This is a genomic window from Oleomonas cavernae, assembly GCF_003590945.1.
Taxonomy (GTDB): Bacteria; Pseudomonadota; Alphaproteobacteria; order Zavarziniales; family Zavarziniaceae; genus Zavarzinia; species Zavarzinia cavernae.
This window is the reverse complement of sequence record NZ_QYUK01000011.1, coordinates 3,548,818-3,563,450: the sequence shown is the minus strand read 5'-3', so window position 1 is coordinate 3,563,450 and position 14,633 is coordinate 3,548,818. Positions and strand designations below refer to the sequence as shown.

Genomic DNA, 14,633 nt, shown 5'->3' with positions numbered 1-14,633 from the left:
CCTTGTGCCGGGCATCCACGTGAACTCGGTGAGGCCGGTGTCCACGTGGATGGCCGGGACAAGCCCGGCCATGACGGTTAGGTAATGTGTCGGGTGGCTAGAACCGCAGCCGTCCCGCGGTGATGTCCTCGTAGACCGCGGCCGTCAGCGGCTTGATGCCGCCCAGGTCCGGGTGGCGGATGTAGAGCGGCTCGGCGACCTTGCCGGGATCGAAGCCGTCCTTCACCAGGTCCACCTTGCGGTGCTTGAAGGTGCCGGTGATCTCCATCTCGGCCTTGACGCGGATGAAATAGGGCTGGGAATAGGCCGGCAGGGCCTTGCCGATGTGGGCGTGGAAGGCTTCCAGGTCGAGGTCGTCGCCCGCCACCAGCGAGGCCATGCCGGCGCGCCCGTCGGTGCCCGGCACCTGGACGCCGTAGACGTTCACCTCCTTGATGCCGGGGAAGGTCGACAGCGCCTCGGCCACCTCGGCGGTCGAGACGTTCTCGCCCTTCCAGCGGAAGGTGTCGCCGATCCGGTCGACGAAATAGAAGTAACCCTGGGCATCGCGGCGCATCAGGTCGCCGGTGCGGAACCACTTGTCGCCCTTGGTGAAGACGTCGCTCAGGATCTTCTTTTCGGTCTCTGCCTTGCCCTTGTAACCCTCGAAGCGCCCGACGGTCTTGTTGGGGTTCTGCGGGATCAGGCCGATCGTCTCGCCCGGCTCGTCGGGCGCGCATTCGATGCAGAAGCCTTGCGCATTGCGCACCGGCTGTTCGGTCTCGACGTCGAACTTGATGATCTTGGTGTTGAACACCCGGTCCAGATAGAACGGGATGCGGCCGATGGCGCCGACCTTGCCGTCGGCGTTCATCAGGATGACGTTGCCCTCGGTCGCGCCATAGAATTCGCAGACCCGGCCGATGTTGAAGCGTTCCTGGAAGGTCGGCCAGATTTCCGGGCGAAGGCCGTTGCCGCAGGCGACGCGGATCTTATGGGCCTTCTCCTTGGGGTGCTCGGGGCTGTTCAGCAGGTAGCGGCACAATTCGCCGATATACTGGAACAGGGTCGCGTCGTAACGCGAGACATCCTCCCAGAACTGCTTGGCCGAGAATTTGCGCTTCAGGATGACGGCGCCGCCGACCGACAGCATCGAGCCGACCGCGACGATGCCGCCGGCCGAATGATAGAGCGGCAGCACGCAATACATGCGGTCGCGCCAGGTCGCCTCCATCGCGCCGGCAAAGCCGTTGGAGGCCTGCAGGAAGCGGTAGTGGCTGATGTGCGCGGCCTTGGGATTGCCCGTGGTGCCCGAGGTGTAGATGTAGAAGAGGTTGTCGCGGCCCTTCAGCTTGGGCCGCGCGCTGCGCGGCAGTTGCGTCTGCGGCTGCTGCGCCACCGCCTCGTCGAAGCTCGCGGCCCCGGCCACCGTGCCGCCCTGGGCCCAGACCTTGGGCGTGGTTTCCAGCGAGCCGGCGATGGCGGTGAAGGCTTCGCCCAGCTCGGCGTCGACGATCACGTGCTTGGCCGCGGCGACGTTCAGGCCGTGGGCCAGGGGCCCGCCGGTCAGGTTGGTGTTGATCAGGGCGATGGTGGCGCCCGCCTTGGCCAGGCCGAACCAGGTGGTGATGTAGTCCGGCTTGTTGTTCATCAGGAGCGAGACGATGTCGCCCTTTGCGATGCCGATCGACTGGGCCCAGTGGGCGACCTGATTGGCCCGGGCGTCGAGCTCGCGCCAGGTGATCACGTCCTTGTCGAAGAAGATCGCCGGGCGGTTGATGCTGCGGCGGGCCTGCTGCTCCACCATGTCGACGACGGTATAGGTGCCGTCGAGCTTGGCCACGCGCACCCGGCGCAGCACGTCGAGCATGCCCCGGGCATAGCGCAGTTCCAGATTGGTGCGTCCCACGACGCCGGTCGGATCAAGCTTTGCCGCACTGTCCAGAATGCCGTTGAACATAGCGTCTCCCCTGGGCTTTGAGCGCTTTCCTATACCGATCGACCGGACCGGTCCAGCGCTTCATGATTATTTGTCATTTTAATAGGCGCGACAACGTGGGCCGGCGCCCGCGGCGTTGAGCGGCACGAAACGCAAAGCGACGGGAGACGCCGAACCAGACCGGCCCGCCCGCGTGGGGCGCGCGGGCCGTCGATCAGCCCTGTATCTGGCCTTGATAGCCAGAAGCGGGCGCCAGCGCCACTGCCTCGACATAGAAATGGCGCACCTCCGGGGCGACCGCCTTGACCGCGGCCTCGAGCGCGCCGATGGCCGCCTCGATATCGTCGCCGGAGAGGCCGCCGCGGAAGTCGAGCGAGACCAGCACGATCAGGTCATGGGGCCCGAAATGGACGCTCAGGATCTCGCCCACCGCCTCGATGCGGGGATCCCGGGCGACCGTGGCGCGGATGGCGTCGACAACCTCGGGCGCCGCACCTTCGCCGATCAGCAGGCCCTTGCACTCCACCGCCAGGATGACGGCGGTCAGCAGCAGCAGCACGCCGATGACGATGGCCGCGATGCCGTCGAAGACAGGCATGTCCAGCAGTTGCCCCAGCACGATACCGGCCAGGGCGACGACGAGGCCGGCCATGGCGGCGCTGTCTTCCAGGAGGACGGCGACCAGGCTGGGATCCTTGGTATCGCGAATCGCCCGGATCATCGATTTGCCGCCGCGGCCCTTGTTGAATTCTCCCAGGGCGACCGAGAAGGAATAGGCCTCGAACAGGATCGCTACGCCCAGGACGATATAGTTGACCAGCGGGTCGTGCAGTTCGCCAGGCTCGCTCACCGCATGGATGCCCTCATAGAGCGAGAAGCCGCCGCCTAAGGCAAAGATCAGGATCGCGACCAGGAACGACCAGAAATACAGCTCCTTGCCATAGCCGAAGGGATGGCGCGAATCGGCCGGGCGGGCGGCGCGGCCCAGGCCGTAGAGCAGCAGGAACTGGTTGCCGACGTCGACCAGCGAATGGATGCCCTCCGAGAGCATGGCCGACGAGCCGGTCCAGAAGGCGGCCGCGAACTTGGTCACCGCGATGCCGGCATTGCCCAGCGCCGCCGCAATGATTGCCTTTTTGATGAACCCGACATGCCGGAAGCCCCCGAACCCGATGTGCGGCGAGTGTACGGAGTCGGGCGCCTCTTGTGCAGTGCCAAAGAAAAAAGGGGAATGCACCGCACTCCCCCGTGCCCGCCGATACGACGGAAGACCAGGACATCCACTGCCTGGCCGGATCCGGTCGCCCGGACCCGGCCAGGGGTGATCAGTTGTAGGCGCGTTCGCCGTGCTCGGCGACGTCCAGGCCCTCGCGCTCGGCATCCGCCGGCACGCGGAGACCGACCACGACGTCGACGATCTTGTAGAGGATGAACGAGCCGATGCCCGACCACAGCAGGGTGATGCCGACGCCCTTGGCCTGGCGGATCACCTGGGTCAGGGTGCCGTCATAGATCGCGGGCAGGGCCGGATCCAGGTAGTTGACGATGCCGGCGCCGCCCAGGGCGGGATTGACCAGGATGCCGGTGGCGATGGCGCCGATGATGCCGCCCACGCAGTGGATGCCGAAGACATCCAGGCTGTCGTCGTAGCCGAGCGCGTTCTTCACCGTGGTGACGAAGAAGAAGCACACGATCGCGACGATGAGGCCCAGGATGATCGCCCCCATCGGGCCGGCGAAGCCGGCCGCCGGGGTGATCGCGACCAGACCGGCGATGGCACCCGAGACGGTACCCAGCAGGCTGGGCTTGCCCTTGATCAGCCATTCGACGATCAGCCAGCCGAAGGCCGCCGCGGCGGTGGCGACGAAGGTGTTGATCGCGGCCAGCGAGGCATAGGCGTTGGCTTCGAGGTTCGAACCCGCGTTGAAGCCGAACCAGCCCACCCACAGCAGCGCCGCACCGACCATGGTCAGGGTCAGCGAGTGCGGGGGCATCGCTTCCTTGCCGAAGCCGATACGCTTGCCCAGCACGAGGCAGCCCACCAGACCAGCGATGCCGGCATTGATGTGCACGACGGTGCCGCCGGCGAAGTCGATGGCGCCGAAGCCGAAGATCAGGCCAGCCGGTGCCTCGGCCGCGCTCGGGCCGCCCCAGAACCAGACCATGTGGGCGATCGGGAAGTAGATGAAAGTGACCCACAGGGCGATGAAGAGCAGCAGGGCCGAGAACTTGATGCGCTCGGCAAAGCCGCCGATGATCAGGGCCGGCGTGATGCAGGCGAAGGTCATCTGGAACATCACGAAGGTGAGTTCGGGGATGGCGACACCCTTGGAGAAGGTCTCCGACAGGGTGGTCACGTCGACCCCGGCGAGGAATGCCTTGCCCAGGCCGCCGACATAGTCGTTCATCGAGCCGCCGTCGGTGAAGGCCATGCTATAGCCGTACAGGCACCAGATGATCGCGACCATCGCGGTGATGGCGAAACACTGGGTCAGCACCGACAGCATGTTCTTGGCGCGCACCAGGCCGCCGTAGAACAGGGCGAGGCCGGGCACCGACATCATCAGCACGATCACGGCCGAGATCAGCATCCAGGCGTTGTCGCCCTTGTCGACGGTCATGGCCGGGGCCGCGGCGGCCACGGCTTCAGCCGCCGGGGCGGCGGCATCGGCCGCCGGAGCAGCGGCATCCTGCGCGAAGGCCGCAATCTCGGGCACCATTATCGCGGCGCCCGCTGCACCCAGCAGGAGGGGGAGTTTCCAGGACAGTTTCATATGAAGGACCCTCTCGTCGGCGCTCAGAGCGAATCTGGGCCGGTTTCGCCGGTACGAATGCGGATGGATTGCTGAAGGTCGACGACGAAGATCTTGCCGTCGCCGATCTTGCCCGTGTGGGCGGCCTTCTGGATCGCCTCGACGACCTGCTCGACGATTTCGTCGGCGACCGCGGCCTCGATCTTCACCTTGGGCAGGAAGCTGACGGTGTATTCCGCACCGCGGTAGATTTCGGTGTGGCCCTTTTGCCGACCGAAACCTTTCACTTCGCTGACCGTGAGCCCAGGCACACCAACGGCTGCCAGGGCTTCGCGCACGTCATCCAGTTTGAATGGTTTGATGACGGCCATGACGAGTTTCATGGGTGTTCCCCTCACGATTGACCTAAGGGCCGCGCCAGCCCGACAAACCCCCGAAAATGAAGGCCGGGCACGCTTACCCCGCCGACTAGGAGTCAAGAACCATGCCAATTCAGGGCCAAGGCTAATCCAGGGCCAATCATTGGCTGTGCGCGGGCCGATTATCGCCATGATTTGGCCAAATTGCTGCACAAAAGACCAGCAATGCACAAATAATGTGCAGCGTGCGTGCGCCGCAACCCAGGCTTTCCGCCCTCGCCTTGTGCAGTGCGGATCGCTAGTGTCGCGCCATCATGGCCGATCACAGAAAATCCCCTGCCGCGCGCGCCGCCGGCTTTCGTCCCCGCCAGCCCCGGCCCAAGCTCGAGGCCGAGATGGCGGCGGTGGTGCTCGACGCGCTGATCGCGATCGAGGCGGGGCGGGCGGCCGACAAGGTGCTGAAGGCGGCCTTCGACAAGCGCAAATGGCCGCCGCCGGCCCGTGCCCGGATCGCCAAACTGGTTCTGGGCCTGGTGCGCCATCGCCGGCAGATCGACTGGTGGCTGGATCACGTGGGCTCGCGGCCGGCGCCGCTGGCCCGCCTGGTGGCGGCCCTGGCCCTGCTCGACGGCCTGGACAAGCCGGGCATCAACAAGCACCTGCCCGACCTGCCGGCGCCCGAGAAGCGGGCGGCGGAGAAGCTGATCCAGCGCAGCCTCGATCATCCCGACCAGCCGGCCGCGGTGCAGGCCAACCTGCCCGACTGGCTGATGAAGCCCTTTGCCCGCCGGTTCGGCACCAGCCTGGCGGCCGAGGCGGCCGCCCTGTGCGGCGAAGCGGGCCTGGACATGCGTGTGAACACCATCAAGGGCACGCGCGACGCCGCCATTGCCGCCCTGGCCGAGGACGGCATCATCGCCTGGCCCACGCCCCTGTCGCCGGTCGGCCTGCGGGTCGACGGCCGGCCGCCCATCGCCCGCAGCCGCGCCTGGCGCGAGGGCCTGGTCGAGGTCCAGGACGAGGCCTCGCAGCTTGCCGCCCTGGTGCTGGGGGCAAAGCCCGGCGAACGGGTGCTCGATTTTTGTGCCGGCGCCGGCGGCAAGACCCTGGCCATCGCCGCCGGCATGGCCAACAAGGGCCGCCTGATGGCGACCGACAGCGATGCCCGCCGGCTGGACGAGGCGGTGCCCCGCCTGCGCCGCGGCGATGTCCACAATGTAACCCGCCGCGCCATCGGGGCCGAGGGCGATGCCTGGCTGGGGCGCCAGAAGGGCGGCTTCGACCGGGTACTGGTCGATGCGCCCTGCACCGGCACCGGTACCTTCCGCCGCAACCCCGATGCCAAGTGGCGCACCAGCCCCGAGGAGCTGGCCCATCTGGTGCAGTTGCAGGCCCGCCTGCTGGACCGTGCGGCGGCCCTGGTCAAGCCGGGCGGCCGGCTGGTCTATGCCACCTGTTCGGTCCTCATCGAGGAAGACGAGGACCAGGTCGACGCCTTCCTGGCGCGCCACCCCGATTTCCGCGCGGTGCCGATCGCGCAGGCTTGGCGGGAGGTCGGCTCGGCCCGCCCGGTGCCGGTCGACGGCAGCCATCTGGTGCTGACCCCGGCCCGCCATTCGACCGACGGCTTCTTCGCCGCGGTGCTGGAGCGGACCGCGCCCTTGACATGAACTATCGGCATGGCTTCCACGCCGGGAATATCGGCGACGTCCTCAAGCACGTCGTGCTGACCGCGGTGCTCGAGCGGCTGCTGGCCAAGCCGGCGCCGATCACCGTGCTCGACACCCACGCGCGGGGGGTTACAGCCTGGACCCGGCCGGGGGCGAGTGGCGGGACGGCATCGGCCGCCTGCTGCGCCACGAGGCCGGCGCCTGGCCGGCCGTGGCCCGCTCCTACCGCGAACTGGTGGCCCCCGGCATGGCGGCGGCTGCGCCGTTCTACCCCGGGTCGCCCCTGCTGGCGCTGGGCCTGCTGCGCGAGCAGGACCGCCTGATCGCCTGCGACCTGGTGGACGAGGTGGCGGCCGACCTGAAAGCCGCGCTGCGCGGCGATCTCCGCGCCGCCGTTCATGCCCGCGACGGCTGGGCTGCGATTCGCGCTTTCCTGCCCCAGAAGACCGGCCGCACCGTGGTGCTGATCGACCCGCCGTTCGAGGCCAAGGCGGAATTCGACCTGCTGGCGCACCACCTGATCGAGGCGGCGCGGCGCGCCCCGGCGGCCATCGTCCTGGGCTGGTATCCGCTCAAGGGGCGGGCGGCGGCGGACCGCCTGCACGCCACCCTGGCCCAGTCCGGCGTGGCCAGGATCCTGGCCGCCGAACTGCTGACCCAACCGGCCGACGATGCCGGCCGCTTCGCCGGCTCCGGGATCATCGTCATCCGCCCGCCATGGCAACTGGACGCAGCTCTGGCGCAAGGCCTGCCGCGCCTGCTGGATTTGACCGGGTTCGGCGCCACGGGAACGACCGCCGTCACCTGGCTCGCGGGCGAAGAGAACGACAATCGGTAACGCTTCCGTAAGGTCGATAGGGCAAGGTCGCCCGGATCTGCGGATGGCGCCCTGGCGCGCCTGGAATTGGAGAACCGATTGAGCGACGGTGGCGCGAGGGCACCAGGCGGCGGGATCGCCCTGGCGCAGGCGCTCGAGGCGGCGGGCGTCATGGCCTATTGCCTCGACCTTGCCACCGGGACCCTGGCCTGGAGCGGCGCGCCGGCGTGCGACGGCGTCGCGCCCTTGCCCTTGGCGCTCGACGACCTCCTGGACCAGGTTGCCCCGGCCGACCGGGTCACGGTGGCGCGCAGCTTCGCGCTCGCCGACGCGCAAGGGGGCAGCTTCGACCTCGAATACGCCCTGGCCTGCAACCCCGGCGAGGAAATCCGGCTGCGTGATCGCGGCCGTGTCGACGGCGGCGGCGCTCGCCGCTGCCGGATCGGTGTCATGAGCCTGCTGTCCGCCCGCCACGGCAGCCCGTCGATCATGGGGTTCGACGACCTGACCGGCTTTTCGAACCGCGGCAGCTTCCTGTCCCGCCTAGGCCGGTATCTCGATGGCGAGCCGGATGGAGCGACCCTGGGCCTGCTGACCATCGCGGTCGGCAGCCTGGGCGTGGTCAACGAAACTTACGGCGTCATCGGCGGCGACCGGATGGTGGCCGCCGTGGCCGCCCGCATTCACGGCGTCCTCGACGGCCGCCTCGAGATCGGCCGGCTGGCCGGCAATCGCTTCGCCGTGCTGGTCCCCGGCGGCGACAGCGAGGCCCTGGCGCAACTGGCCGAGCGCATCATCAACACAGTGCGCGGCACCGTTCTGGCTGAGGTCGGGATCGCCATGGTCGCGTCGGTCTCGATCGGCGGGACGGTCCTGGCCTGTGGCTGCGCCTCGATCGAGGATGCCCTGGCCCATGGCAAGGAAGCGCTGCGCCGGGCGCGCCGGCGCGGCCATGAGGGCTATGCCGAATTCCGCCCCTCGCCGGCCCATCTGGAACGGGTGAGGCGCCAGGCCCAGACCGCGGTCACCGTCATGGAAGCGCTGCGCGACGACCGCATCGAACTGGCGTTCCAGCCGATCGTCCGGGTCGCCGACCGCAGCGTGGCCTTCTACGAGGCCCTGGTCCGCCTGCGCCAGCGCGACGGTGCCGTGATTCCCGCCGGCGATTTCGTGCCCTTCGCCGAGCGCAGCGGCCTGGTCCACATGATCGACCGGCGGACCCTGGAACTGGCGGCCGAAACCCTCAAGGCCCGGCACGATGTCGAACTGTCGATCAATGTCTCGGCCCGCAGCCTGGAGGACGAGGGCTGGAGCACCATTCTCGAGCGCTTCGGCCGGGAGGCGCCCAAGGCCGTCGTTCGCCTGGCGATCGAACTGACCGAATCGGCCGCGATCGAGGAGATGGAAGAAGCCTCGCGCATTTTAGGGATCGCCCGGGCGCTGGGCTGCCGCATCCTGCTCGACGATTTCGGCGGCGGCTACCTGACCCCGCGGCATCTGCGCCAGCTCTCGGTCGACCTGGTCAAGATCGACGGCTCCTATATCCGCAACCTGGCCAGCGATCCGTCGAACAGCCTCAGCGTGGCCAGCATGGTGGCGCTGGCGGCGGCCTATGATATCCCGACGGTGGCCGAACAGGTGGAAACGGCAGCCGACGCCGAGACCTGCCGCGGCCTCGGCGTCAAATATCTCCAGGGCTATCTGTTCGGCCGGCCCGGCCCGCTGCCGCCGGCCTGAACCCCCAGGCTTCGCCTGTTTGACATCGCCCGATTATCGTCATCCCGGACGCAGCGAAGCGGAGATCCGGGATCTCGGAACCCGTGTTTCCGGTGTTTCCGCGTCACAAGATCCCGGCTCGAGGCCGGGATGACGCGGTTTAAAACAGTCCCTCAGGCTTCGCCTTCGGTCTTCTTGGCGAGCTGGTCGAGCTGGCGCTGCATGGCGTCGATCTGCGCCCGCAGGGACGAGATTTCGCCCTCGCCGGCCGGCGCCCCCTCGATGATGCGCTCAGGCCCTGCCGGCCCGGCTTCCTTGTCACCGGTGGCGGCGCGCAGCGCGGCGAAGGGCGAGAAGGTGCGGATGGCACGTTCGAAGAGCTGGAAATTCTGGCGCGCCAGTTCCTCGAAGGTGCGTAAGGGATTCTTGCCGGAAAACGCCTCGGAAATGACGGTCTTCACCTGATCCTGGTTGCGCGAGAACGATTCCATCGACACTTCGAGGTACTTGGGCAGCACGCCCTGCAACTGGTCGCCATAGAAGCCGATCAACTGGCGCAGGAAGCGGATGGGCAGCAGGTTCTGGCCCTTGCCCTCCTCCTCGAAGATGATCTGGGTCAGGACCGAGCGGGTGATGTCCTCGCCGGTCTTGGCGTCATAGACGACGAAATCCTCGCCGTTCTTCACCATCTGGCACAGGTGGTCCAGGGTGACATAGCTCGACGTCGCCGTGTTGTAGAGCCGCCGGTTGGCGTACTTCTTGATGGTGACGGGAGCTTCGCCTGTCGTTTTCTTTGCCACGAGCCCTACCGATCCTTGAGGACGTTCCCACCCGATTGTTGCTTGTTGCGGTGCCGTCACGCAAGTGCCGCGTGCGCTTTCGCGCAGCAAAAGGGGACGGATTGCCGCGCTACTAATTTCCGATTTACCCGCATCGCGGCCTCGTGCAAATGTGGCGCGCGCGGCGGAAGCCCTGCCGCCCAGGCTTTTAAAGACTTTGATGCCGCACTGCCGCAGTGCCGCCAATCATTTGGGAGTGAACCATGACCGACGTCGTCATCGTCGCCGCCGCCCGCACGCCGGTCGGCTCGTTCAACGGCTCCTTTGCCGACACCCCGGCCCATGTGCTGGGCCAGACGGTCATCACCGAACTCCTCAAGCGCAGCGGTGTTGCCGCCGCCGACGTGTCGGAGGTCATCCTCGGCCAGATCCTCTCGGGCGGCCAGGGCCAGAACCCGGCCCGCCAGGCCTCGATCAACGCCGGCCTGCCGGTCGAAGTCCCGGCCTGGGGCATGAACCAGCTCTGCGGTTCGGGCCTGCGCGCCGTGGCCCTGGGCTTCCAGGCCGTGAAGAACGGTGACTCGTCGATCGTCATCGCCGGCGGCCAGGAAAGCATGAGCCAGGCGCCGCACGTCGCGCACCTGCGCGCAGGCACCAAGATGGGCGACATGAAGTTCGTCGATTCGATGCTGAAGGACGGCCTGACCGACGCCTTCTACGGCTACCACATGGGCGTCACCGCCGAGAACGTGGCCCGCCAGTGGCAGTTGACCCGCGAGGAGCAGGATGCCTTCGCGCTCGCCTCGCAGAACAAGGCCGAAGCCGCCCAGACTGCCGGCAAGTTCAAGGACGAGATTGTCCCCGTCACCATCAAGACCCGCAAGGGCGACATCGTCGTCTCCGAGGACGAGTACATCCGCAAGGGTGCCACGCTCGACATGATGGCCAAGCTCAAGCCCGCCTTCGACAAGGAAGGCTCGGTCACCGCCGGTAACGCCTCGGGCATCAACGACGGCGCCGCCGCCGTGGTCCTGATGAGCGCCGAGGAAGCCAAGAAGCGCGGCCTGAAGCCGCTGGCCCGCATCGTTTCCTGGGCCCAGGCCGGCGTCGACCCCAAGGTCATGGGCACCGGCCCGATCCCGGCCTCGCGCGCCGCGCTGAAGGCGGCCGGCTGGTCGGTGAACGATCTCGACCTGGTCGAGGCCAACGAAGCCTTTGCCGCGCAGGCCCTGGCGGTGAACAAGGACCTGGGCTGGGATACGTCCAAGGTCAACGTCAACGGCGGTGCCATCGCCCTCGGTCACCCGATCGGTGCCTCGGGCGCCCGCGTGCTGGTCACCCTGCTCCATGAAATGCAGAAGCGCGATGCCAAGAAGGGCCTTGCCACGCTGTGCATTGGCGGCGGCATGGGTGTCGCCCTGACGGTCGAGCGCGACTGACATATGTCAATGACTCGGGCGCCGGCCGGGGCTCAAATCCGGCCGGCGCTTTCTACTGGCCAACACGAATAGCGGCATTGGAGGATAACATGGCTCGGGTTGCGGTCGTCACGGGCGGCACGCGCGGTATCGGTCACGCGATTTCGGTCGCGCTGAAGGACGCCGGTTACAAGGTCGCGGCGAATTACGCCGGCAACGACGAAGCGGCGGCCAAGTTCAAGGCGGAGACCGGCATTCCCGTCTACAAGTGGAATGTCGCGAGCTTCGCCGAATGCAAGGAAGGCCTCGCCACCGTCGCGGCCGAACTGGGCGCGATCGACGTCGTCGTCAACAATGCCGGCATCACCCGCGACGCCACCCTGCACAAGATGAGCGCCGAACAGTGGGGGGCGGTCATCGACACCGACCTGACCTCGGCCTTCAACATGTGCCGCAGCGTGATCGAGGGCATGCGCGAGCGCGCGTACGGCCGCATCGTCAACATCGCGTCGATCAACGGCCAGAAGGGCCAGATGGGTCAGGCCAACTATTCGGCCGCCAAGGCCGGCCTGATCGGCTTCACCAGGGCGCTGGCCCAGGAAGGCGCGTCCAAGGGCATCACCGTCAACGTGATCGCGCCGGGCTACATCAATACCGAGATGGTGGCGGCGGTGCCGCAGCCCGTGCTCGACAAGATCATCGCCACGATCCCGGTCGGCCGCCTGGGCAAGGCCGAGGAAATCGCCCGCGCGGTGGTCTTCCTCGCGGCCGAGGACGCGGGCTTCATCACCGGCTCGACCCTGACCATCAACGGCGGCCAGTACATCGCCGCCTGATCCTGCGGTGACCACCGGTACAGCGCGCGGCCCCTCGGGCCGCGCGTCCTTGTTGGGGACGGGGGCGATCGCCCTGTGGGCGGTGCTGGCGGTCTTGACCGCCCAGGTTACCGCCCTGCCGCCGTTCCAGATCACCGCGATCACCTTCGGCATCGGCGGCGTGCTGCTGGCCCTGGCCAATGTCGTGCGCGGCGAGGGCCTTGCCCTCTATCTCCAGCCGGCACCCGTGTGGTTGCTGGGACTGGGCGGGCTGTTTGGCTATCACGCCCTCTATTTCCTGGCCCTGACCTCGGCCCCGCCGGCGGAGGCGAGCCTGGTTTGCTATCTGTGGCCGCTGCTGATCGTGCTGGGCAGCGCCCTGCTGCCGGGCGAGCGGCTGCGCCCCAACCATGTGCTGGGTGCCCTGCTGGGCCTGGGCGGGGTCGCCTTCCTGCTGGGCCCCAAGGCGCAATTCTCGCTCGATGCCATGGCGGGCTATCTGGCGGCCCTGGCGGCGGCCGTGACCTGGGCGGTCTATTCCCTGGCTTCGCGGCGCTTCGCCGGCGTGCCCAGTGGCATCGTCGCCGGCTATTCGATCGGCACCGCCATCCTGGCGACGGTGTGCCATCTCGCCTTCGAGACCTGGGTTCCACCCGGCGGGACCCTTGGCTGGGCGGCGCTGGCCGGCCTGGGCCTGGGGCCGGTGGGCGCTGCTTTCCTATTGTGGGATATCGGCATGAAACGCGGCGACCCGCGCCTGCTCGGCGCCCTTGCCTATGGCGCGCCGTTGCTCTCGACTGTGATCCTGGTTCTGGTCGGCAAGGCCGAACCGACGCTGGGCCTGGGCGTCGCCTGCCTGGCGATCACCGGCGGGGCCATCCTGGCCAGCCGGCGGGGATAGTAAAAGAAGCGCAACAACGGGAGAGAGCGCCGATGATCAAGGTCCACCACCTGAACAATTCACGGTCACAGCGCATCCTCTGGCTGCTCGAGGAACTGGGCCTGCCTTACGAGATCGTGTCCTACAAGCGCGACGCGGTAACCAATCTGGCCCCGCCCGAACTGAAAGCCATCCATCCCCTGGGCAAGTCGCCGGTGATCACCGACGGCGACCTGGTGGTCGCCGAGTCAGGCGCCATCGTCGAATATCTGGTGGCCCAGTACGGCAAGGGCAGCCTGGTGCCGCCCAAGGGCGCGCCGGCGCAGGCGGTGCCCTATCACCATTGGCTGCATTTCGCCGAAGGCTCGGCCATGCTGCCGTTCCTGCTGGCGCTTTACCTCAGCCGCCTGAACGACGGCGCGGCACCGCTGATGCCGCGGGTGATGAGCGAGATCATGAACCACCTGAGCTATATGGAAGCGTCGCTGGGCGACAAGCCGTATTTCCTGGGCGACGAGATCAGCCCGGTCGACATCCAGTTGAGCTTCGTGGTCGAGGCGGCCGAAAGCGGCGGGGCGATCGCGGCCTTCCCCAATCTTGCCGCCTATGCCGCGCGTATCCATGGGCGTCCCGCCTACCAGGCGGCGATCGCGAAGGGCGGGCCCTACAAGCTGGGCCGCTGAGCGGTCAGCGCCGCCGCCCGGCTTCCTCGTCCCAGTCGGGCGGCAGCAGGTCCTTGGGCGAGGGGGCTGCCGTGCCGGCCCGGTCCAGGATCTTGAAGGCCTTGGTGATATCGGCACGGGCGGCGCGCTCGTGATAGAACTGGCCGGTGCGCAGGGCGGCGATCTTCTCCGCCACCGCGACATTGACGAACTGGTTGAGCGTGGTGCCCTCGGCCTGGGCAAACCGCTCGGCCTCCTCGCGCAGCGAGGCCTGCAGGCGCAAATCCGAACGCGTCATGAATCGCACTCCATCGATCGCAACCAGTCGAGCAACTGCGGCGGGTCTTCGATCCGCACGCCCAGGTGGCGGGCATGCTCGAAGTCTGCGGGCCGGAACGTGGTGATGGCGCCGGCGCCGCCGTTCAGGGCGGCCTCCAGCACGATGTCGTCGGTGGCGCCGAACAGGATCGGGCGCCAGCGGAAATCGATCCCGGTTTTCACGGCGACCGCGCACAGGGCATCCAGCACCGCGCGCACGTCGGCCATGCTCAGGCCCGGCACCGGGGGCGCCGCCGGGCGCAGCAACAGATCTTCGTAGGCAAGGACGAGAGAGACCGAGAGGGCGATCTCGATCTCGCCGAGAAGCGCCCATTCAAGCAGAACACGGCTCGCCCCCGCCTTGGCCTGCAGGGCAGCGACGAGGACTTCGGGATCGAGGACGACGCGCATCGGGCGCCAGCATATGTCATGACGCTGGCTGCCGCCATGCTCCCTCTCCTCCTTCGAGGAGGAGAGGGCCGGGGTGAGGAGGATGGCCGCTATTTCAGCGCTGCCCACCTCCCCCAA

13 protein-coding genes and 1 pseudogene are annotated in these 14,633 nt (G+C 67.7%); 7 read left to right on the top strand and 7 right to left on the bottom strand.

What is annotated here, in order from left to right; translation table 11 throughout:
• Positions 1-97 precede the first annotated feature (97 nt).
• The 4 genes from D3874_RS21145 to glnK form a co-directional block, all read right to left on the bottom strand.
• A complete protein-coding gene (locus tag D3874_RS21145; RefSeq protein ID WP_119780526.1) occupies positions 98-1,939 on the bottom strand; it encodes a long-chain-acyl-CoA synthetase in 1,842 nt (613 codons plus the stop codon).
• 193 nt (positions 1,940-2,132) lie between these two features.
• Positions 2,133-3,044 (bottom strand): cation diffusion facilitator family transporter, encoded by a 912-nt coding sequence (locus D3874_RS21140; protein WP_274380639.1) that lies wholly within the window; start codon positions 3,042-3,044, stop codon positions 2,133-2,135.
• 199 nt (positions 3,045-3,243) lie between these two features.
• Positions 3,244-4,692 carry an ammonium transporter gene (locus tag D3874_RS21135; protein WP_119780520.1) on the bottom strand — a complete coding sequence of 483 codons (1,449 nt, stop codon included), beginning with the start codon at positions 4,690-4,692 and terminating at the stop codon, positions 3,244-3,246.
• A 23-nt stretch (positions 4,693-4,715) separates the two neighbouring features.
• On the bottom strand, positions 4,716-5,054 hold the full coding sequence (gene glnK, locus D3874_RS21130; RefSeq protein ID WP_119780517.1) for a P-II family nitrogen regulator: 339 nt from the start codon (positions 5,052-5,054) through the stop codon (positions 4,716-4,718).
• Positions 5,055-5,344: 290 nt separating this feature from the next.
• Between glnK and D3874_RS21125 the strand changes: the two genes are divergently transcribed.
• The 3 genes and pseudogenes from D3874_RS21125 (at position 5,345) to D3874_RS21115 (ending at position 9,254) form a co-directional block, all read left to right on the top strand.
• Positions 5,345-6,700 (top strand): RsmB/NOP family class I SAM-dependent RNA methyltransferase, encoded by a 1,356-nt coding sequence (locus tag D3874_RS21125; protein WP_233560085.1) that lies wholly within the window; start codon positions 5,345-5,347, stop codon positions 6,698-6,700.
• Positions 6,701-6,830: 130 nt separating this feature from the next.
• Positions 6,831-7,538: pseudogene (gene rlmJ, locus D3874_RS21120) on the top strand (23S rRNA (adenine(2030)-N(6))-methyltransferase RlmJ); the annotation flags it as partial.
• 78 nt (positions 7,539-7,616) lie between these two features.
• Positions 7,617-9,254 (top strand): bifunctional diguanylate cyclase/phosphodiesterase, encoded by a 1,638-nt coding sequence (locus D3874_RS21115; RefSeq protein WP_119780508.1) that lies wholly within the window; start codon positions 7,617-7,619, stop codon positions 9,252-9,254.
• A 152-nt stretch (positions 9,255-9,406) separates the two neighbouring features.
• On the opposite strand, the gene phaR is transcribed toward D3874_RS21115, so the two are convergent.
• Positions 9,407-10,033 (bottom strand): polyhydroxyalkanoate synthesis repressor PhaR, encoded by a 627-nt coding sequence (gene phaR, locus D3874_RS21110; RefSeq protein WP_119780504.1) that lies wholly within the window; start codon positions 10,031-10,033, stop codon positions 9,407-9,409.
• 242 nt (positions 10,034-10,275) lie between these two features.
• Between phaR and D3874_RS21105 the strand changes: the two genes are divergently transcribed.
• The 4 genes from D3874_RS21105 to D3874_RS21090 all read left to right on the top strand — a co-directional run bounded on the left by D3874_RS21105 (position 10,276) and on the right by D3874_RS21090 (position 13,808).
• Positions 10,276-11,451 (top strand): acetyl-CoA C-acetyltransferase, encoded by a 1,176-nt coding sequence (locus tag D3874_RS21105; protein WP_119780502.1) that lies wholly within the window; start codon positions 10,276-10,278, stop codon positions 11,449-11,451.
• An 89-nt stretch (positions 11,452-11,540) separates the two neighbouring features.
• Entirely contained in the window at positions 11,541-12,266 is a 726-nt protein-coding gene (phbB, locus tag D3874_RS21100; protein WP_119780500.1) for an acetoacetyl-CoA reductase, read from the top strand.
• Between the two features lie 7 nt (positions 12,267-12,273).
• Positions 12,274-13,146: an aromatic amino acid exporter YddG gene (yddG, locus tag D3874_RS21095; RefSeq protein WP_119780498.1), complete on the top strand. Its 873-nt coding sequence runs from the start codon at positions 12,274-12,276 to the stop codon at positions 13,144-13,146.
• 32 nt (positions 13,147-13,178) lie between these two features.
• The gene (locus D3874_RS21090; RefSeq protein WP_119780496.1) at positions 13,179-13,808 is read left to right on the top strand and encodes a glutathione S-transferase family protein; all 630 of its coding nucleotides are present in this window, start codon (positions 13,179-13,181) and stop codon (positions 13,806-13,808) included.
• Positions 13,809-13,812: 4 nt separating this feature from the next.
• Here the strand turns inward: D3874_RS21090 and D3874_RS21085 are convergent, their stop codons facing one another.
• Together D3874_RS21085 and D3874_RS21080 are read right to left on the bottom strand one after the other, a co-directional pair.
• Positions 13,813-14,085, bottom strand: coding sequence for a hypothetical protein (locus D3874_RS21085; protein WP_119780494.1), 273 nt, complete (start codon positions 14,083-14,085; stop codon positions 13,813-13,815).
• The gene (locus D3874_RS21080; RefSeq protein ID WP_233560267.1) at positions 14,082-14,624 is read right to left on the bottom strand and encodes a PIN domain-containing protein; all 543 of its coding nucleotides are present in this window, start codon (positions 14,622-14,624) and stop codon (positions 14,082-14,084) included. Before D3874_RS21080 ends, D3874_RS21085 begins: the two co-directional genes overlap by 4 nt.
• Between the last annotated feature and the right edge of the window lie 9 nt (positions 14,625-14,633).